This is a genomic window from Bradyrhizobium jicamae (assembly GCF_018130695.1).
GTDB classification, from domain to species: domain Bacteria; phylum Pseudomonadota; class Alphaproteobacteria; order Rhizobiales; family Xanthobacteraceae; genus Bradyrhizobium; species Bradyrhizobium jicamae_B.
Map to the genome: position 1 here is coordinate 1 of NZ_JAFCJX010000022.1, position 19,594 is coordinate 19,594.

At 65.0% G+C, this 19,594-nt stretch carries 18 protein-coding genes; 13 read left to right on the plus strand and 5 right to left on the minus strand.

Annotation, left to right across the window (positions count from 1 at the left end; all coding sequences use genetic code 11):
• Window positions 1-74: 74 nt before the first annotated feature.
• Complete coding sequence (locus tag JQ604_RS28135; RefSeq protein ID WP_212363936.1) at window positions 75-1,214, plus strand: IS110 family transposase; 1,140 nt, start codon at window positions 75-77, stop codon at window positions 1,212-1,214.
• A gap of 425 nt (window positions 1,215-1,639) precedes the next feature.
• Here the strand turns inward: JQ604_RS28135 and JQ604_RS28140 are convergent, their stop codons facing one another.
• Together JQ604_RS28140 and JQ604_RS28145 are read right to left on the minus strand one after the other, a co-directional pair.
• Complete coding sequence (locus tag JQ604_RS28140) at window positions 1,640-3,181, minus strand: acyl-CoA synthetase (RefSeq protein WP_212363937.1); 1,542 nt, start codon at window positions 3,179-3,181, stop codon at window positions 1,640-1,642.
• A 154-nt stretch (window positions 3,182-3,335) separates the two neighbouring features.
• Entirely contained in the window at window positions 3,336-4,508 is a 1,173-nt protein-coding gene (locus tag JQ604_RS28145) for an acetyl-CoA C-acetyltransferase (protein WP_212363938.1), read from the minus strand.
• 159 nt (window positions 4,509-4,667) lie between these two features.
• Between JQ604_RS28145 and JQ604_RS28150 the strand changes: the two genes are divergently transcribed.
• The 9 genes from JQ604_RS28150 (at window position 4,668) to JQ604_RS28190 (ending at window position 14,305) form a co-directional block, all read left to right on the plus strand.
• Window positions 4,668-5,333: a TetR family transcriptional regulator gene (locus tag JQ604_RS28150; protein WP_212363939.1), complete on the plus strand. Its 666-nt coding sequence runs from the start codon at window positions 4,668-4,670 to the stop codon at window positions 5,331-5,333.
• Between the two features lie 46 nt (window positions 5,334-5,379).
• Window positions 5,380-6,138 carry an SDR family NAD(P)-dependent oxidoreductase gene (locus JQ604_RS28155; protein ID WP_212363940.1) on the plus strand — a complete coding sequence of 253 codons (759 nt, stop codon included), beginning with the start codon at window positions 5,380-5,382 and terminating at the stop codon, window positions 6,136-6,138.
• Window positions 6,139-6,300: 162 nt separating this feature from the next.
• The gene (locus JQ604_RS28160; protein ID WP_212363941.1) at window positions 6,301-7,107 is read left to right on the plus strand and encodes an enoyl-CoA hydratase/isomerase family protein; all 807 of its coding nucleotides are present in this window, start codon (window positions 6,301-6,303) and stop codon (window positions 7,105-7,107) included.
• A gap of 42 nt (window positions 7,108-7,149) precedes the next feature.
• Window positions 7,150-9,021 (plus strand): AMP-binding protein, encoded by a 1,872-nt coding sequence (locus JQ604_RS28165; RefSeq protein ID WP_212363942.1) that lies wholly within the window; start codon window positions 7,150-7,152, stop codon window positions 9,019-9,021.
• Window positions 9,022-9,124: 103 nt separating this feature from the next.
• A complete protein-coding gene (locus tag JQ604_RS28170) occupies window positions 9,125-10,252 on the plus strand; it encodes an acyl-CoA dehydrogenase family protein (RefSeq protein ID WP_212363943.1) in 1,128 nt (375 codons plus the stop codon).
• Between the two features lie 128 nt (window positions 10,253-10,380).
• Window positions 10,381-11,628 (plus strand): acyl-CoA dehydrogenase, encoded by a 1,248-nt coding sequence (locus tag JQ604_RS28175; protein ID WP_212363944.1) that lies wholly within the window; start codon window positions 10,381-10,383, stop codon window positions 11,626-11,628.
• A gap of 132 nt (window positions 11,629-11,760) precedes the next feature.
• Entirely contained in the window at window positions 11,761-13,005 is a 1,245-nt protein-coding gene (locus JQ604_RS28180; RefSeq protein ID WP_212363945.1) for an acyl-CoA dehydrogenase, read from the plus strand.
• A gap of 133 nt (window positions 13,006-13,138) precedes the next feature.
• Window positions 13,139-13,837, plus strand: a complete 699-nt coding sequence (locus JQ604_RS28185) for a nitroreductase (protein ID WP_212363946.1) — start codon at window positions 13,139-13,141, stop codon at window positions 13,835-13,837.
• Window positions 13,838-13,891: 54 nt separating this feature from the next.
• Window positions 13,892-14,305, plus strand: coding sequence for a hypothetical protein (locus JQ604_RS28190; RefSeq protein ID WP_212363947.1), 414 nt, complete (start codon window positions 13,892-13,894; stop codon window positions 14,303-14,305).
• Between the two features lie 15 nt (window positions 14,306-14,320).
• On the opposite strand, the gene JQ604_RS28195 is transcribed toward JQ604_RS28190, so the two are convergent.
• Window positions 14,321-15,319 (minus strand): helix-turn-helix transcriptional regulator, encoded by a 999-nt coding sequence (locus JQ604_RS28195; protein WP_212363948.1) that lies wholly within the window; start codon window positions 15,317-15,319, stop codon window positions 14,321-14,323.
• Window positions 15,320-15,396: 77 nt separating this feature from the next.
• On the opposite strand from JQ604_RS28195, the gene JQ604_RS28200 reads away from it, so the two are divergent.
• From JQ604_RS28200 to JQ604_RS28210, 3 genes are all read left to right on the plus strand, one after another.
• Complete coding sequence (locus JQ604_RS28200) at window positions 15,397-16,041, plus strand: glutathione S-transferase family protein (RefSeq protein ID WP_212363949.1); 645 nt, start codon at window positions 15,397-15,399, stop codon at window positions 16,039-16,041.
• A 12-nt stretch (window positions 16,042-16,053) separates the two neighbouring features.
• Window positions 16,054-16,488: a DUF6157 family protein gene (locus tag JQ604_RS28205; protein ID WP_212363950.1), complete on the plus strand. Its 435-nt coding sequence runs from the start codon at window positions 16,054-16,056 to the stop codon at window positions 16,486-16,488.
• 220 nt (window positions 16,489-16,708) lie between these two features.
• Entirely contained in the window at window positions 16,709-17,461 is a 753-nt protein-coding gene (locus JQ604_RS28210; RefSeq protein ID WP_212363951.1) for an SDR family oxidoreductase, read from the plus strand.
• 57 nt (window positions 17,462-17,518) lie between these two features.
• On the opposite strand, the gene JQ604_RS28215 is transcribed toward JQ604_RS28210, so the two are convergent.
• Window positions 17,519-18,304, minus strand: coding sequence for an enoyl-CoA hydratase/isomerase family protein (locus JQ604_RS28215; RefSeq protein WP_212363952.1), 786 nt, complete (start codon window positions 18,302-18,304; stop codon window positions 17,519-17,521).
• 10 nt (window positions 18,305-18,314) lie between these two features.
• Window positions 18,315-19,427 carry a cyclic nucleotide-gated ion channel gene (locus JQ604_RS28220; protein ID WP_212363953.1) on the minus strand — a complete coding sequence of 371 codons (1,113 nt, stop codon included), beginning with the start codon at window positions 19,425-19,427 and terminating at the stop codon, window positions 18,315-18,317.
• Window positions 19,428-19,594: the final 167 nt, after the last annotated feature.

Consider the following 19,594-nt stretch of genomic DNA (forward strand, 5'->3'; position numbering starts at 1 on the left):
GTAGATTCCATGGGCGGTGAGCGTGGCCTCTCCGATAGGTTTGGGTTTCCACACTCGAACCCACGGAGAGTCAGATGCAAGCATCGACTATAGGCACGCTCACCACCGGCCATAATGGCACAATTTTCCTTGCGATCGAACTCAGTCAGAAGACGTGGCTGACGACGTTGCACAGCCCGGATCGAGATCGGATATCGCGCCACAAGCTCGAAGGCGGCGATCATGCCGGACTGCTGGAGCTGATCGAGAAGGTCCGCAGGCGGGCGGCAGAGAAGCTCGGAGAGGTGCCGCGTGTGGTGAGCTGCTACGAGGCCGGCTACGACGGCTTCTGGCTGCACCGGCTGCTGGAAGCCGCCGGGATCACGAACTACGTGTTCGACCCCGCGAGTATTGCGGTGGAGCAGCGGTCGCGGCGGACCAAGACGGACCGGATCGATGGCGAGCTTCTGCTCCGCACCTTGATGGCCCATTTGCGCGGCGAGCCGCGGGTGGTTCGGATCGTCCGCGTCCCGAGCGCGGCGCAGGAGGACGCCAGGCGCGCCAGCCGCGAACGCGATCGGCTGGTCACGGAGCAGACGGCCCATACCAACCGGATCAAGGCGCTGTTGCGTCTTCAGGGGATGGCCGTCGGCAATCCGCGGCGGCGAGACTGGCTTGGCTGGCTGGCACGGCAGCGCGACTGGCAGGGGCAACCGCTGCCGCCGCATCTGCTGGCCGAAGTGACGCGCGAGCACGCCCGCCTGATGCTGATGCGTGAGCAGCTTGCAGTACTGGAAGAGGCCCAGACCCCTGCCGTCCCTGCGCAGACGGCCGAGCGGCAGGATCTGCTGCAGCGGCTTAAAGCCCTCGGTCCGGCCTTCACCGCGACGCTGACCAACGAGGTGTTCTACAAGGACTTCCGCAACCGCCGCGAGGTCGCCAGCTACGTCGGATTGGCGCCCAGTCCCTGGCGGAGCGGCGGCATCGATCGTGAGCAGGGCATCAGCAAGGCTGGCAATCCACGCGCCCGCCTCAAGGCGATCGAACTGGCCTGGCTGTGGCTGCGGCATCAGGCCGACAGCGAGCTCAGCCGCTGGTTCCGCATCCGCACCGCCAACGCCGGCAAGCGGGCCAGGCGCATCGCCATCGTCGCCCTGGCGCGCAAACTGATCGTGGCGCTGTGGCGCTATCTCACCACCGGGCTCGTCCCAGCGGGGGCGACGATGAAGGCATAGAACCGAACCACCGCACCGGCGCTGCGCCTGGCCGCAGTTCCGCGCGGGATGGATGATGACCGTGCCACCCTTGGGCCGAACCAACAGCCGTTTCGTAGATGGGTCTCATCCTCAAGGCTTCCTCGCCGCAAGCATGCGGAAGGTGGGTCCGGACCACACCAGTCCGACCGGATATGAGGTGATGCAGTGAGCTGCAGAAATCTTCGGAAGCCAATCCTCGCCCGGAACGCGGTCGTCGCGCGGCGCTACGCATGGCTCCGCGCGCCGCCCTCGCACCGTACCAACCTCACTCAAGCCAATCGAAGGGCCTTGACTCACAAATCCCCATATGAGGGTGGGCAAAGCGAAGCGTGCCCACCATCACGAGCACGCCGTGAATGGTGGGCACGGCGCAAGTGCGCCTTTGCCCACCCTACAAGATCACGCTACGCCTTCGCCGGCTTCGGCCAATACCGATCGCGCAGATGCCGCTTCACCAGTTTCCCCGTTGGCGTTCGCGGCAGCTCGGCTTCGAAATCGATGCTCTTCGGGCATTTGATCGGCGACAGATGCTGTCGGCAGAACGCGATCAGCTCGGCTTCGAGGTCCTTGCCGGCCTTGGCCATGTCGTGCGGTTGCACCACGGCCTTGACCTCTTCGCCCATCTCCTCGTTCGGCACGCCGAACACCGCAACGTCGGCGACATCAGGATGCGTGATCAGCACATCCTCGGTCTCCTGCGGATAGATGTTCACACCGCCCGAGATGATCATGTAGCTCTTGCGGTCGGTGAGATAGAGGAAGCCTTCGTCGTCGAGATAGCCGACGTCGCCGAGCGTCGACCAGCCCTTGGCGTTGTAGGCCTTCTTCGTCTTCTCGGGATCGTTGTGATAGGAGAACACCGGCGCGTCGGCGAAATAGACCTGGCCGATCTGGCCAACCGGCGCTTCCTGGTCGTTCTCGTCCAAAATCTTCACCTTGCCGACCACGGCGCGGCCGACGGTGCCGCGATGGGTCAGCCATTGCTGCGAGGTCGAGACCGTGACGCCGTTGCCTTCGGAGCCGGCGTAATATTCGATCAGGATCGGTCCCCACCACTCGATCATCTTGGCCTTCACGTCGACCGGGCAGGGCGCCGCGGCGTGGATCGCGCCCTTCAGCGAGGAGACGTCGTAACGCGCGCGCACTTCGTCGGGCAGTTTCAGCATGCGCACGAACATGGTCGGCACCAGCTGCGACTGCGTGATCTTGCGCGTCTCGACCTGCTTCAGAAATTCCTCGGCGTCGAAATGCTCCATGATTACGGACGTGCCGCCGAGCGTGATCGCCATCATGTTGAAGCGCAATGGAGCCGCGTGGTAGAGCGGCGCCGGCGACAGATAGACGCTGTCGGCATTCATCCCGCACATGTCGGCGCAGAGCACCTTCAGGAACGGATTCGGCACATCGATCCGGTTGCCTTCGAAATCCTTCTTGATGCCCTTGGGCCGGCCGGTGGTGCCGGAGGAATAGAGCATGTCGTAGCCGGCGACCTCGTCCGCAACCGGCGTGGTCGGCTGCACGATCGCTTCCTTGTCGTAGGAGCGGAACCCCGGCTCGGGCTCGTCCATCATGTAGAACAGGGGCTCGCCCTGCTCGCCCTTGATGATGCCCTTCACCTTGTCGGCGCATTGCGGCGTGGTGATGAAGACCTTCGCGCCGCAATCCTTGACGATGTAGGCGATCTCGTCCTGCGTCAGGTAGCGGCTGATCGCGGTGTAATAGAGCCCCGAGCGTTGTGCGGCCCAGCAGATCTCCATGAAGGCGAGGCGGTTTTCCATCAGCAGCGCGATGTGGTCGCCGGCCTTCAGGCCGAGCGAGCGGAACAGATGCGCGCCCTGGTTGGAGAGCTCGTCGAGCTCGCGATAAGTGATCGCCTTGCCGCTGCCGGCCATCTGGTAGGCGATTTTATCGGGCGTGTTGCGGGCATGAATGGACGGGTGGGTCATGAGAAGGTTCTGCTCGTGAACTCAAGGAGGCGTTCCCCGGATGCTGCGCAGCGCGTAGCGGTGCGCTGCTGATCCGGGGTCCATCGGGACACGCATGGGTCCCGGCTCTGCGATGCATCGCTCCGCGCTGCATCGCGTCCGGGACACGAGATAGTTACAGCCGCTCAACAATCGTCACATTGGCCATGCCACCGCCCTCGCACATGGTCTGCAGACCATAGCGCTTGCCACGCTGCTTCAGCGCGTTGAGCAGCGTCGTCATCAGCTTGGTGCCGGAGCCGCCGAGGGGATGGCCGAGCGCGATCGCGCCGCCATTGACGTTGAGGCGCGCCGGATCGGCGCCTGTGGTCTTCAGCCACGCTGTTGGCACCGAGGCGAAGGCTTCGTTGACCTCGAACAGGTCGATATCGTCGACGGTCATGCCGGCCTTCTTCAGCGCGCGCTCGGTCGCCGGCAGCGGGGCTTCCAGCATGATCACGGGGTCATGGCCGATCATGGTCATGTGATGGATGCGCGCCAGCGGCTTGACGCCGAGCGCCTTCAGGCCCTTCTCGTTGACGACCATCACGCCGGAAGCGCCGTCGCAGATCTGGCTGGCGCTCGCTGCGGTCAGTCTGCCGTTCTCGGCGATCAGCTTGACGCCCTTGATGCCGTCGAGGCTGGCGTCGAAGCGGATGCCTTCGTCGATGCTATGGATATCGGTCGAGCCGTCGGCGCGGGTGATTGTCACCGGCACGATCTCGTCCTTGAAGGCGCCGGCCTGGGTTGCCGCGATCGCGCGCTGATGGCTGTTGTAGGAGTATTCGTCGAGCTCATCCTTCGACAGGCCGTACTTCTCCGCCATCATCTCCGCGCCGGTGAACTGGCTGAACAGGATGTTCGGATATTTCTGCTCGATGCCCGGACTCTTGTAGTGGCCGAAGCCGTTCTTGGCGGGCAGCTGTGAGGCCAGCCCCATCGGCACGCGGGTCATCGACTCCACGCCGGCCGCGATCACGCAGTCCATGGTGCCGCTCATCACCGCCTGCGCTGCGAAGTGCAGCGCCTGCTGCGAGGAGCCGCATTGCCGATCCACTGAAGTGGCCGGCACGCTCTCCGGCAGCTTCGAGGCCATCACCGCATTGCGCGCGATGTTGTTGGACTGCTCGCCGGCCTGCATCACGCAGCCCATGATCACGTCCTCGATCTGCGCGGGGTCGACACCGGTGCGCTCGACCAGCGAGTCCAGCACGGTCGCGGCCAGATCGGCCGGATGCCAGCCGGCAAGACGTCCCCCCTTGCGGCCGCCCGCGGTGCGAGCGGCGGCGACGATATAGGCCTCGGCCATGTCTGATCTCCCTGATGTTTTTGGATTGGGGTGTGCAATGTCGGGCCGGATTTAAGGGGCGGCTCTGCATTTAGTCAATCAATCAATTAACTCTTGAGTGCAACCCCGGCATGGGCTTATGTGCGGCCTCATTCTCCTCGCAGCGGGATCAGGCGGCAGTTGAATACCAGCGTACCGACACGGCGCCAGGCGACCACCAATGCCACCGCCGACAAGCTTCTGGTCGCGGCCAGCGAGCTGATGATCGAGCGCGCCTCGATCGAGGTGTCGCTGTCGGACATCGCGCAGAAGTCGGGCGTCAACGCAGCCCTGGTGAAATATCATTTCGGCAACAAGGACGGCCTCTTGCTCGCGCTGCTGGCGCGCGACGCCGCCACCGAAATGTCCCAGCTCGAATATCTGCTGGCGCAGCCGATCACGCCCACCGCAAAGCTGCGCCTGCACATCGGCGGCATCATCCGCGCCTATCACCAGTTCCCCTACATGAACCGGCTGATCCATTATCTCTTGCACGAGAGCAGCGGCGAAGCTGCGGACGAAGTGTCAAAATTCTTCGTTGCGCCGCTGTTCGATTTTCATCGCCGCTTGCTCGACGAAGGCGTCAGGGCGGGCGAATTCCGCAAGGTCGATCCGGTGCTGTTCTACACCAGCCTGATCGGCGCCTGCGATCATCTGTTTTTCAGCCGCCACGCGATGTCGCGTGCGCTCGGCGTCGGTCCGGTCACCGACGAAGTCTGCCGCGACTACATCAAGCACATGGAGGCGCTGATTTTCGGCGGCATGCTCAATCCGAAGAATGAAACGGCGGTGATCGCCGTCGGATAACACGTTCGAAGTCCAGAGAAGAAACGCCCAAGGAAAGGTTGATCCCATGCAGTTGAAAGACGTTGCCGTTCTCATCACCGGCGGTGGCTCCGGCCTCGGTGCCGCGACCGCCCGCGCCATGGCCGCGAAGGGCGCCAGGATCGGCGTGCTCGACCAGAACAAGGACAATGCCGAGAAGGTCGCCGCCGAGGTGAAGGGCGTCGCGCTTCATGCCGACGTCACCAGCGAAGAGCAGATGAAGGCTGCGATCGCGAAAGCGGAAGCCGCGCACGGCATCGCGCGTGTGCTGATGAACTGCGCCGGCATCGGCGGCTCGCAGCGCATCGTCGGTCGCGACGGCGTCTATCCGCTGGAGAAATTCGCCCGCATCATCAACGTCAATCTGATCGGCACCTTCAACGCGCTCCGCCTGTTTTCCGAGCGGCTCGCCACCGCCGAGACCATCGGCGAGGAGCGGGGCGTGATCATCAACACGGCGTCCGTTGCGGCCTACGAAGGCCAGATCGGCCAGATCGCCTACTCCGCGTCGAAGGGCGGCATCGTCGGCCTGACGCTGCCGGCGGCGCGCGACCTCGCTTCCTTGAAGATCCGCGTCAACACCATCGCGCCCGGCATCTTCTTCACGCCGCTCTTGATGGGCCTGAACGAGGAAGCCCGCAAGAGCCTCGGCGCCCAGGTGCCGCATCCGGCCCGCCTCGGCGAGCCCGACGAATACGGCGCGCTCGCCGTGCATATGGTCGAGAACGCCATGCTCAACGGCGAAACCATCCGCCTCGACGGCGCCATCCGCATGGCGCCGCGGTAGTACCGCCGTCGTCCTGACGAAAGTCAGGACCCATTACCACCGGCGTTCGTTGTTGCGCGAGCTCAACCAACGCCGGTGATCGACAACAAGAGCCTGTGGTTATGGGTCCTGGATCAGCGCTCGCTCCGCTCGCTTGTCCAGGACGACGATGGGGAGTTGTCCGTGTCTCAACCGCTAATGATCGAACACCACGACGGAACAGATTGGGTCACGCTCAATCGCCCCGACAGCCTCAACGCGCTCGATCCCTCCCTGATCGACGCCCTCAACGTCTACTTCCAGGGACTGCAGCGTAACCGCGACACTCGCGTCGTCGTCCTGAAGGGCGCCGGCGCCAATTTCTGCGCCGGCCTCGATCTCAAGCATGCGATGGCGCGGCGCGGCGGGCAGGCCGAGCCGCCTGGCGTGCAGGACTCGCTGGACTCGCAGCGGCGCATTGCCGACATCGTGATGCTGATGCGGCGCTGTCCGCAGCCGATCATCGCGCTGGTGCAGGGCGCGGCCGCCGGCGGCGGCTTTGCGCTGGCGCTGGCCGCCGACATCCGCATCGCTGCCAAGAATGCGCGGATGAACTGCGCCTTCATCAAGCTCGGCCTTGGCGGCTGCGACATCGGCACCAGCTATTTCCTGCCGCGCCTCGTCGGCGTCTCCGTTGCCTCCGAGCTGATCCTCACCGGCCGCTTCATCCATGCCGATCGTGCGCTCGCCGTCGGCCTCGTCTCGGAAGTGGTGGAGGAGGACGCGCTCGAAGCAGCAGCCAATCCTTACGTCGAGGCAATGATGACGGCCTCGCCGGTCGGCTTAAGGCTGTCGAAGGAATGCATCAACATGAGCGTCGATGCCGGCTCGATCGAGGCCGTGATCGCGATGGAGGACCGTAACCAGGTGCTCTGCAGCCGCTCGGAAGATTTCGCCGAGGGCATCAAGGCCTTCCTTGAGAAACGAAAGCCTGTCTATATCAGGCGCTGACGCAAGATCCGCAAAGGACAAGAGAATTCCGGGAGACGCAAAATGAGTGGGAATGCCGCGGCAGTGATGACGAAGCCCGCCTTTCGCAAGATCGAATGGCTGCCGCGCGACATCGCCGTCGAGCGTCGCGACGACGGCACCGTCATTCTGAAGTCGCGCATTCCGCTGAAGTCCTACGAGACGCATATCCCGGCCTCGCTGGCGAAATGGGCCAAGGATGCGCCTGACCGAATCTGGCTCGCGCAGCGCGGCGGTCCCGATCGGCAATGGCGGAAAGTGTCCTATGGCGAAGCCAAGCGCACCGTCGATGCGCTGACGCAAGGCCTGCTCGATCTCGGCCTCGACGAGGGACGTCCGGTCACGATCCTCTCCGGCAACTCGATCGAGCACGCGCTGATGACGCAGGCGGCGATGCAGGCACGCCTGCCGGCCGCGCCGGTGTCGCCGGCCTATTCGCTGATGAGCCAGGATCACCTCAAGCTCAAATATCTCTTCAACCTGATCAAGCCCGCCGTCGTGATGGTGCAGGACGGCCCGACCTTCGAGAAGGCGCTGAACGCGCTCGATCTCACCGGCATCACCGTGATCCACGTGCTGCGTCCCTGCGAGGGCATCAAGAGTGTATCGTTCGCTGACCTCGCAAAAACGCCGGTGACCAAGGCGGTCGATGATTCGATCGCGAAGATCACGCCCAAAACCGTCGGCAAGCTGCTGTTCACCTCCGGCTCCACCGGCATGCCCAAGGCCGTCATCAACACCCAGGAGATGATGTGCGCCAATGCGGCGATGATGATGCAGGTGCGGCCGCGCGACACCGACGGCACGGCGCCTGTTGTGCTCGACTGGATGCCATGGAATCACACCATGGGCGGCAACGCCGCGTTCAATCCGGTGCTGGTCGACGGCGGCACGCTCTATATCGACGACGGCCGTCCGATGCCGGGCCAGCTCGAGGAGACGATCAGGAATCTGCGCGAGGTCTCGCCGACCTATTACGCCAATGTGCCGGCCGGCTATGCCGCCCTCGCCGCGGCGATGGAGAAGGACGACGCGCTGTGCCGCTCTTTCTTCAAGAACCTCGCGATCATGGCCTATGGCGGCGCGCGGCTGCCTGACGATCTCTATGATCGCATGCAGGCCTTGGCCGTGAAGACCACCGGCGAGCGCATCGTGTTTTACACCGGCTGGGGCTCGACCGAGACCGCGCCGACCTCGACCGGCACCTATTGGGACACCGAGCGCGTCGGCCTGATCGGCCTGCCGTTCCCCGGCGTCGAATTGAAGATGGTGCCGTGCGGCTCGAAATACGAGCTGCGGCTGCGCGGCATCAATGTCACGCCGGGCTATTTCGGCCAGCCTGATCTGACCAGGAAGATGTTCGACGAGGAAGGCTTCTACTGCATCGGCGATGCCGGCGTGTTCGTCGACCCCGAGGATCCCGTCGCCGGCATCATCTTCGCCGGCCGCGTCGTCGAGGACTTCAAGCTGACCACCGGAACCTTCGTGCATGTCGGTTCGCTGCGCACCGACGCGATCGCGGCCGCGACGCCGGTGGTGCATGACGCACTGGTCGCCGGCCAGGATCGTCCGTTCATCGGCCTGCTGTGCTGGCCGAACCTGCACGCCTGCCGACAGGTCGTCGGCAATCCGGATGCGACATTCGCGGACGTGGTGAAACATCCCGACATCGTCGCCTGCCTGAAGCGCGGGCTCGAGGCTTTCAACACCGCCTGCAAGGGCAGCAGCATGCGCGTCGCGCGCGCGATGCTGATGGTCGAGCCGCCCTCGATCGATGGCAACGAACTCACCGACAAGGGCTACATCAACCAGCGCGCCGGCCTCGAACGCCGCGCCGACCTGGTCGAGCAGCTCTATGCCGACAAGCCGGGAGAGGACGTGATCATCCTCAACTGAACGCAAATCGCAGGATGGGTAGAGCGCAGCGAAACCCATCACGCACCAACCAGGAACCCGATGGGTATCGCTTCGCTCCACCCATCCTACAAGAGCAAACGCCATGAACTTCGATTTCTCCGACGAGCAGAAGCAGATGCGCGACGAGGCGCGGAAATTCCTCTCAGAGCAGTGCCCGCCGAAGGCGGTGCGCGCCGTGCTCGATGGCAAGGCTGCCTATGACAAGAGTCTGTGGAAGGGCCTCGCGGAGATGGGCTTCCTCGGCGTCGCGATCCCGGAAAAATTCGGCGGCGCAGGTGCGGGCCATCTCGAGCTCTGCGTGATCGCGGAGGAAATGGGCCGCGCGCTGGCGCCGGTGCCGTTCTCCTCCACGGTCTATCTCGCCGCTGAAGCGATCCTGATTGCCGGAAGCGACGCGCAGAAGCAGAAGTGGCTGCCGAAGATCGCGAGCGGCGAGGCGATCGGCACGCTGGCGCTGTTCGAGGGCAAGGGCAATCCGTCGCCGAAGGCGATCAAGCTCACGGCCAATGGTGGTGCGCTCAATGGCGTCAAGAAGCCGGTGCCGGATGGCGCGATCGCGGATTTCGCAGTGGTGGCCGCGCGCACGGGATCTGGTAGCCGCGAGTCCGACATCTCGCTGTTCATTGTCGACCTCAAGGCTGAAGGCGTCGAGGTCAAGGAGCTCACCAACATCGATCCGACTCGCGGCCAGGCCGAGATCACCTTCAAGGATGCGAAGGCTGAACCGCTCGGCGCGGCCGGCGAAGGCTGGGGCGTCATCACCCAGGTGCTGGATCGCGCCGCGGTGCTGATGGCGTTCGAGCAGGTCGGCGGCGCCGACCGCGCGCTGGAGATGGGTCGCGACTACGCGCTCGATCGCATCGCGTTCGGCCGTCCGATCGGCTCGTTCCAGGCGGTCAAGCACATGCTCGCCGACATGTACGTCTCGGCGACGCTGGCGCGCTCCAATTCCTATTACGGCGCCTGGGCGCTCTCGACCAATGCCGGCGAACTGCCGGAAGCCGCCGCCGCCGCGCGCATCAGCGCGACGCAGGCGTTTCAGCACTGCGCCAAGAACAACATCCAGGTCCATGGCGGCATGGGCTTCACCTGGGAGTTCGACTGCCACATGTACTACCGCCGCGCCAACGCGGTCGCCGTTGGTCTCGGCAGTCTGTCCTATTGGGAAGACGCGTTGATCGATCGCATGCGCAAGAAGAACGCGGCGTAAGGGACACTCGTGTCCCGGACGCGATGCAGCGTGAAACGCTGCTTCGCAGAGCCGGGACCCACGGTGGACCCCGGATCAGCAGCGCATCACTTCGTGCTGCGCAGCATCCGGGAACGCAGGAGAGATAGATGAATTTCGACGACACCCCGCAAGAGGCCGCATTCCGCGCCGAGGCGAAAGCCTGGATCGCGGCGAATGCGCCGAAGCAATATGAAGACGAACTGCGCAAGGCCTCGCTCGGCCGCGTCCAGCTCAAGGGCGCCAACATCCTCGAGGTGGCAAAAGCCTGGCAGAAGAGGAAGGCCGATGCCGGCTGGGCCTGCCTGCACTGGCCGAAAGAGTATGGCGGCCGCGGTTCGTCGCCGATCGAGCGCGTGATCTGGCAGCAGGAAGAAGGGCCGTTCGGCCAGCTGTCCCGCATGTTCATCATCGGCCACGGCATGTGCGGGCCGACCATGATGGCGTTTGCGCGCGAGGAGCATAAGCGGACGTTCCTGCCGCCGCTCGCCTCAGGCGAGAAGGTCTGGTGCCAGCTGTTCTCCGAACCCGCCGGCGGCTCCGACGTCGCGGGCCTGCGCACGCGTGCCGAGAAGGATGGCGACGACTGGGTCATCAATGGTCAGAAGATCTGGACCTCGGGCGCGCATTATTCCGACTACGGCATCCTGCTCACCCGTACCGATCCGACCGTGCCCAAGCACAAGGGCCTCACCATGTTCTTCCTGGACATGAAGAGCCCGGGTGTCGAGGTACGGCCGATCAAGCAGGCCAGTGGCGCGTCCGACTTCAACGAAGTCTACTTCACCAACGTCCGCATCCCCGACCATCAGCGTCTCGGCGAGGTCGGTGACGGCTGGAACGTGTCGCTGACCACGCTGATGAACGAGCGCAGCGCGATCGGCGCGGCCGTCTCGACCGGTTTCCCGGAGCTGTTCGAGTATTGCTCCAGCCTGATGCTGGAAGACGGCCCCGCGATCGAGGATCGCGCGGTGCGCTCGAAATTGGCGAACTGGGCGGTGAAGGCGAGCGGGCTGAAATACACCAGCATGCGCGCGATCTCGGCATTGTCGAAGGGCGAGCGTCCGGGTCCGGAGAATTCGATCGGCAAGCTCGTCGCCGGTTCGATGATCCAGGACGTCGCGACTTATGCGCTCGATCTGCAAGGCGCCGCCGGTGGGCTGAATGGACCAGAGGAGGCCGAGGTCGCCGGCAAATTCCAGGCAATGCTGCTGCGCGCGCCCGGCACCCGCGTCGAAGGCGGCACCGACGAGATCATGCGCAACATCATCGCCGAGCGCGTGCTGGGTTTGCCCGGAGATATCCGCGTCGACAAGGATGTGCCCTTCAACAAGATCCCGACCAAGGGAAGAAGCTGATCGTGTCCCGGACGCGAAGCAGCGTGAAACGCTGCTTCGCAGAGCCGGGACCCACCCATCCATGGGCCCCGGCTCTGCGTCGCGTCACTCCGTGCCGCGCCGCGTCCGGGGCACGAGAGAGGAGAATGCGAAATGAATTTCGATGACACGCCGCAGGAAGCCGAATTCCGCCAGGTCGCGCGCCAATGGGTCGAGGCCAATGCGCCGAAGGAGTTCGAGGCGGAGCTGTCAAAGTCTTCGCTCGGCCGCATCCGCCTTGCGAAGCACGACATGGTCGAGGTCGGCAAGGCCTGGCAGAAGAAGAAGGCCGAGGGCGGCTGGGCCTGCCTGCATTGGCCGAAGGAATATGGCGGCCGCGGCGCGACGCCGATCGAGCGCGTGATCTGGCAGCAGGAAGAGGGCGTCTACGGCAAGCTGACCCAGCCGTTCCAGATCGGCGAGGGCATGTGCGGCCCGACAGTGATGGCCTGGGGCAGCGAAGACGCCAAGCGCCGCTATTTGCCGAAGCTCGCGTCGGGCGAGGAGATCTGGTGCCAGCTGTTCTCCGAACCGTCGGCCGGCTCGGACGTCGCGGGCCTGCGCACCCGTGCCGAGAAGCAGGGCGACAACTGGGTCGTCAACGGCCAGAAGATCTGGACCTCCGGCGCGCACTACTCGGATTACGGCCTGTTGATCGCGCGCACCGATCCGAACGTGCCCAAGCACAAGGGCCTCACCATGTTCTTCCTCGACATGAAGAGCAAAGGCGTCGAGGTCAGGCCGATCAAGCAGGCCAACGGCATGCAGGAGTTCAACGAGGTTTATTTCACCGACGTCGTGATCCCGGACAGCCAGCGGCTCGGCAATGTCGGTGACGGCTGGAACGTGTCGCTGACCACCCTGATGAACGAGCGCATGTCGATCGGCTCGCGGCTTGCGACCGGCGTCCCCGAGATGTTCGAGTTCTGCTCCAATTTGATGCTGGAAGACGGCCTTGCGATCGACGATCCGGCCGTGCGCTCGAAGCTCGCAAGCTGGGCGGTGAAATCGAACGGGTTGAAATACACCAGCTACCGCGCGATTTCCGCGCTGTCGAAGGGCGAGCGGCCGGGCCCGGAGAATTCCATCGGCAAGCTGGTCTCCGGCATGATGCTGCAGGATATCGCCGCCTACGCGATGGATCTGCAGGGCGCGGCCGGTTCGCTGACGGGGATGTCGGAGGAGACCGTGCACGGCCAGTTCCAGCAGATGCTGCTGTCCTCGCCCTCGATGCGCATCGCCGGCGGCACCGACGAGATCCTGCGCAACATCATCGCCGAGCGCGTGCTCGGCCTGCCCGGCGATATCCGCGTCGACAAGGACGTGCCGTATAACAAGATCCCGACCAAGGGGCGCTAAATCTCGTGTCCCGGGCGCGGTGCAGCGTACAACGCTGCTCCGCAGAACCGGGACCCACCTCTCATGGGCCCCGGCTCTGCGTCGCATCACGATGTGCTGCGCCGCGTCCGGGGCACGAAAGTGAGTTTCGACAATGGACGCTGTAGTCAAACCAACAGACCGTATCGACGCGCTCGAAAGCCTGCTCAACGAGCGCTACTCCGTCCGCGCCTTCCTCCCCCGCGAGGTCCCGCGCGACATCATCGAGCATGTTCTGACCGTCGCGCAGCGCACCGCGTCCTGGTGCAACAGCCAGCCCTGGCAGGTGCTGATCGCCAGCGGCGAAGCCAAGGAGCGTTTCCGGAAGGCCATCTACGCCGAGGCCGCCTCGGGCGGTAAGGACAATCACGACTTCACCCCGCCGCGCGAATATGTCGGCGTTTACCTCGAGCGCCGCCGCGAGAGCGGCTTTCAGCTCTACAACACGCTTGGTATCGCGCGGGGCGACAAGGCCGCGTATGCCAAGCAGGCGCTGGAGAACTACAATTTCTTCGGCGCGCCGCACGTCGCCGTGATCCACACCAACGAGCCGCTCGGCATCTACGGCGCGATCGATTGCGGCGCCTATGTCGCGAACTTCATGCTCGCAGCCCAGGCGCTCGGGCTCGGCACCATCCCGCAGGCCGCGCTCGCCCGCCACTCCGGCCTGATCCGAAAGCATTTTGATCTGCCCGACGACCGCCGCGTCGTCTGCGGCATCTCCTTTGGCTACGCCGACCATGCGGCCAAGGTGAACAGCTACCGGACCTCGCGCGCTGAGGTCGCCGACACCGTCACATTCCTGGACAAATGATCCCGTTTAAGCAAGTGGCCCACGCATCTTCCCGCGCGGGACAGGAACTGCATGATGGCGAACCGCGCCGCCACCCTCACTCCGGCGAAGATCATCTGGACTCTGCGTCAGTTCCCCGCGCTCGAGCGGGACGCTTTCATGGCTTCCGAATATCTGGGGCAGCGCGTCGCATGGAAGACGCGCTTCTTCGACGTCATCGATTACGGGGCAGGCTCGATCAAGCTGTTCAGCCTTTTCCAGCGCGGCTGGCACCGGCACGCGCGGTTCGACAGATCGGTCTATGCTCACATCGACATCAACAGCCATCCGGAAACCCGCGATCTGCGACGCGGGCGCCGCGTCGATCTCGGCGGCACCATCGCGGCCATCGACATCGTCACGGGAATCACGCTGACGCTGGACCGCTTCGAGATCCTCCCGGTCAGCCTGCTCGACCGGTTCGTCATCAAGTCCGACAGCCGCTACTGACGGCGAGGACGACGCTCAGCGCTTGCGCCCTGCCACCGCGCGAAGCGGCGCCGGCGCATAGCGCGCGGCCATCTCGCTTGTCATCTCCGCCATCTTCGCGCGCAAATCGGCGGGTGCCAGGACCTCGGCTTCGGCGCCGAGGCGGAGCAACTCGGTCGCGGCATGCCACAGCGTCTTGCCGACCGGCATGGTGGCGACGCGCCAGCCGTCGGCATCGGCGTTTGCGAGGCGCATCCGCGCCTTCACATAGGGATGGCCCAGCGCCTCGAACAGCTTCAGGCCGAACGGCGACAGCCGCACCGTCGCCTCGTTCGGGTGCAGCTCGGCTTCGAGCCGTTCGGTGGATGCGCGCCAATAGGCGGCGAGGTCGAAATCGGCGGGCCGCTTGAACGGCTTGTCGAGCGCTGCGCAATCCAGCACCCGCGCGACGCGGTAGGTGCGCACGCTGCCGTCGACGAGGCCGGCGAGATACCAGCTGCCGCCCTTCAGCACCAGGCCGAGCGGCGCGACGCGGCGGCGCTTTTCGGCGCGCCAGCTCTGGTAGCGGATCTCGATCATGGTCTCGCGCAGCACGGCGCTGGAGATCATGCGCAGGTATTTCGGCTCCTCGTTCTCGCCGAACCAGTTCGGCGCATCGAGATGGAAGCGCTGCTGCATGCCGCGTGCGTTCGGCCGCAGATTCTCCGGCAGCGCCGCCATCAGTTTTGTCTGTGCCGCCAGCATCGCCGCATCGAGGCCGAGCGCGGCAGCGGGGCCCGGCAATCCCGCCATGAACAGCGCCTCGGCCTCCGGCTGCGACAATCCGTTCAGCCGCACCCGATAGCCGTCGAGCAGGCGATAGCCGCCCTCGGCGCCGCGATCGGCATAGATGGGCACGCCGGAGGCGGCGAGCGCATCGATGTCGCGATAGATCGTGCGCACCGAGACCTCGCAGGCCTCCGCGAGCGCGCCCGCGGTGACCTGCCCCTTGGCCTGCAGGGTGGTGAGGATCGAAAAAAGCCGGCTCGCGCGCATGCCCAAAATCATACCTGACACAGGATGTCAGGTATAGGCGCGTATCACGGTGTCTTCGAAGCCCACGGAGTTCCGTCATGACCACCACCGACCGCATCACACTGTATTACTCGCCGCAGAGCCGCGCCACCGGCGCCCGCGTGCTGCTGGAGGAACTCGGCGCGCCCTATGATCTGCACGTCCTCAACATGAAGGCCGGAGAGCAGCGGAAGCCCGAATATCTCGCCATCAATCCACTCGGCAAGGTGCCGGCCATCGGCCACCGCGGCGGGCTGGTGACAGAGCAGGTCGCGATCTTCATTTATCTGGCCGATTTATTCCCGCAGGCCGGGCTGACCCCCGCGCTCGATGATCCCAGGCGCGGGCCGTATCTGCGCTGGACCGCCTATTACGGCGCGTCGTTCGAGCCAGCCGTGATCGACAAATTCATGAAGCGCGAGCCCGCGCCGGTCACGCAGTCGCCCTATGCCGATTTCGACACCATGCTGGGCGCGCTGGAGACGCAGCTCGCGAAGGGGCCGTATCTGTTCGGCGAGGAGATCACCGCGGCCGACATCCTCTGGGGCATGGCGTTGAACTGGACCATGATGTTCGGCCTGGTGCCGAAGAGGGACGTCTTCGTTCGCTTCGCCGAACGCATCGCCGCGCGCCCGGCCTACCAGCGGATTTCCGCAGCGGACGACGAGATGGCCGCTGCGCACGCCGTCGCGGCGGGAGTGTGATAGAGAGTGGCGATGACCAGGGCGCTGCACACGACCAATGTCGTCGACACCTTCATCCGCGTCGCGGAGGACTGCCCGGCGCGGAGCGGTGAGGAGCCGCAGCCGCGCGGCGGCAATCCGACCGTTGCCACGCTGCAGTACGCGATGCTCGCCGGATCACCCTACAAATACACCTCCGACGACGTCGTGTTCGCGACCTCGGCACCGGGCCGTGAGCTCGGTGCCAAGGCGACGAAGCATGAGCGCAGCCTCGCGCGTGAGACGTTCTTCTCGAAAGGCCAGGCCTGCATGCGCGCCTCGCCGCTCGGCAAGCGCTTCGGCTGGGGCGTGCATGCAGATGCCAAGGGTCGCATCGCGATCTACGCTGTCGACAGCAAGCGCTATCAGGCGCTTTCGGCGGATCCCGAACTCACACAGGTCCGCGCGATGCGGTCAAGGCGTGCCTGATCCAACTCGGAAATGAGTTTTAAATCGATCAGTCTTGCTGACCGATTGACGGACCTCCGACACAGCCGCGCTGTATGGTATTGTGGAGCGCGAGGAGATGAGCGTCATCACGCGTCTCGTCCGGGGCAGCAACGCCTGAAACAGCGTGGATCGGCGCGCTCATTGATTGCCTCAAGCAACCTGCAAGCCAAGCGCGTCCAACGACAATGGAGGATCGACCATGAAGATCGTCGTGATCGGCGGCACCGGCCTGATCGGCTCGAAGACCGTTGCCATTCTGCGCCAGGGCGGCCACGAGGTCGTCGCCGCCTCGCCTAAGTCAGGCGTCAACACCATCACCGGCGAAGGGCTCAAGGACGCCGTGGCCGGCGCGCAGGTGGTGATCGACCTCGCCAACGCGCCCTCATGGGAAGACAAGGCGGTGCTGGAATTTTTCGAGACTTCCGGGCGTAACCTACTTGCGGTGGAATCCGCAGCGGGCGTCCGGCACCATGTCGCATTATCCATCGTCGCAACCGACCGGACAGACAACGGCTATTTCCGCGCCAAGCTCGCCCAGGAGAAATTGATCGAGGCCTCCGGCATGCCCTACACCATCATCCGCGCGACCCAGTTCATGGAGTTCCTTCGCGGCATCGCCGATTCAAGCGCGGATGCAAACAGGGTGCGGATCTCACCCGTCCTGTTCCAGCCCATCGCGTCGGATGACGTTGCTGCCAACGTTGCCGATGTGGCGCTTGCGCCGCCGCGCAATGGCATCGTCGAGATCGCCGGTCCGGAACGCGCGCCATTCAACGACATCGTGGCCCGCTATCTGAAGGCCGTCGGCGATCCGCGTGAGGTGGTGAGCGACCCCAAGGCCGGATACTTCGGCGGCCAAGTTGAGGAGACTTCGCTCGTGCCGCTTGGCGAGGCGCGCCTCGGCCGCATCGGTCTCGACGAATGGCTCCGCCGCTCGCAGGCCGCAGCCTGATCCCGCATCGGCGCGTCGCCCCGGCTGTCACGAGCGGGGCGTGGGGAACGCCGCGCTTCAAAACTTCGGCGGCCGCTTCTCGGCGAATGCCTTGATGCCTTCCTTGATCTCCGGCCCACGCATGCTGTCGCGGTGACGGGCATCGGCGGCTTCCTCGTCGAGCTTGCCGCGGGCGAATTCGTTGATGGCGCGCTTCATGCCCGCCATCGCCTTCGGCGCGTTGCCGGCCAAAATCGCAGCGAGCTTGTCGACTTCCTCGTCCAGAAATTCGGGCGCCACCATCGCGGTGAGGTAACCGATCCGCAGCATCTCCGGTGCCGTGATCTTCTGCGCCGTCAGGAACAGCATCTTGGCGTTGTCGGCGCCGAGCCGCGTCACGTAGCGCTTGATGCCGTCCTTGTAGTAATGCAAGCCCAGCCGCGCCGCCGGCATGAACATCTCCGCGGTGTCGACGCCGATCCGGAAGTCACAGGCCAGCGCCAGATCGGTCGAGCCGCCATAGACGCCGCCGTTGAGCCGGCAGATCGTCGGCACGGAAAGATCCTCCAGCCGGTTCACCACCACCTCGAATGCCGAGCCCGCGCTCTGCTGCTCGTTGGCGCTCACCGCGCGCTCGGCGACCGAATTGAGATCATAGCCGGCCGAGAAGGCGCGGCCGGTGCCGGTCAGCACGAGTACGCGGATCGCCGGATCGGCTTCCACGCGGTCGAACAGTTTGACCAGTTCGCCGAGGTCCTCGGCCTGCAGCCGGTTGAGATGTTTGGGCCGGTTGAGGCGGATGGTGGCGCGGGCGCCACTGATTTCGAGCACGGGCGCGCTGGCGGTGTCGGCCGCGTCTGGCATGGTGGCCTCCTTATTTGTTTTCTTGCTCGCGCCGCCTGGCCTCGACGTCGATGGTGTTGGCGAGATCGGGGTGCCGCGCCATCAGCAGGCGGAAGTCGACGAGGTCGAGCACCAGGAGCCGCGTCACCTTCGTGGTCGTGACATTGGCGCCGCGCACGGCGTTGCCGAGCAGCGCCATCTCGCCGAAGAAGGCGCCTTCGCCGAGCTTGACCTGCCGGCCCGGCAGCTCCACCGCGACCTCGCCGGCGGCGACGAAATACATGCAGTCGCCGCTGGTGCCTTTGCGGATGATCATGGTGCGCGGCGGCAGGTCCATGGTCCGCAGCATATGCGTGACGTCGGCGATCGCGGACGGGCCGAGCTTCTCGAAGAACGGTACCTTGCTGACGGTTTCCCACGTCTTCAAAAAGTTGTCGCGCCGCGTCTCGGCAGCGAAGCCGGTGGCCAGAATACCGGTCCACAGCCCGAACACGCCGAGGCCCGAGATCATCACCATCGCCGCCACCACGCGTCCCATCGGAGTGATCGGCACCACGTCGCCATAGCCGGTCGTGGTCAGCGTCACCACCGCCCACCACAGCGCGGCCGGGACGCTGCCGAAGGTCTGCGGCTGCACGTCGCGCTCGAGGAAATATTCGGCCACCGAGGCCAGGAACACCACCATCAGGAAGATCACGAGCACGCTGAGCAGCGGGCCTTTTTCCTGCACCAGCACGCGGCGCAACTGGCGCAGGCCGGGAATGCCCGGCACCACCTTGAGCACCCAGAGGATGCAGAGCAGCCAGGCCGTGCGCGGCTCGACGCCGCTGATGAGCGCGACCGGGATCGCCAGCGCGCCGACCGTGTCGATCAGGCCTGCGCTCGACAGCAGATAGACCGACCGCCGGCCCTGCCGCGCCATGTGGCGCAGCCGCACCAGCCATTCGAAGATGAAATAGACCAGGCACAGCCAGAGCAGCGCGTCGACCCAGCGATGGGCCGCCTCATAGGCCGGCGCGACCGTCTGCAGCGCCATCATGGCGACGCCGAGCGTCACCGCGAGATAGGCCACACGGGTCATGTTGCGGCCGGCGGTGGCGGACACGAATTGTGTCAAGGCCGGAGGAGCGAGCCGCTGGGACATCGGACGTGGAATGCCTGTCGCTGAAATGGACAAAACCGGCCCTGCCGCTGCAGGGGCCAATGCCACAAACTGCCCGCCTGCGGGCAAGCCGTCAACGCAAGCAGCCCACACAGCACATTAATCCCGGCCCGATTTCATCCCTTCGTCGGATGCCGGCGCTGCCTGTC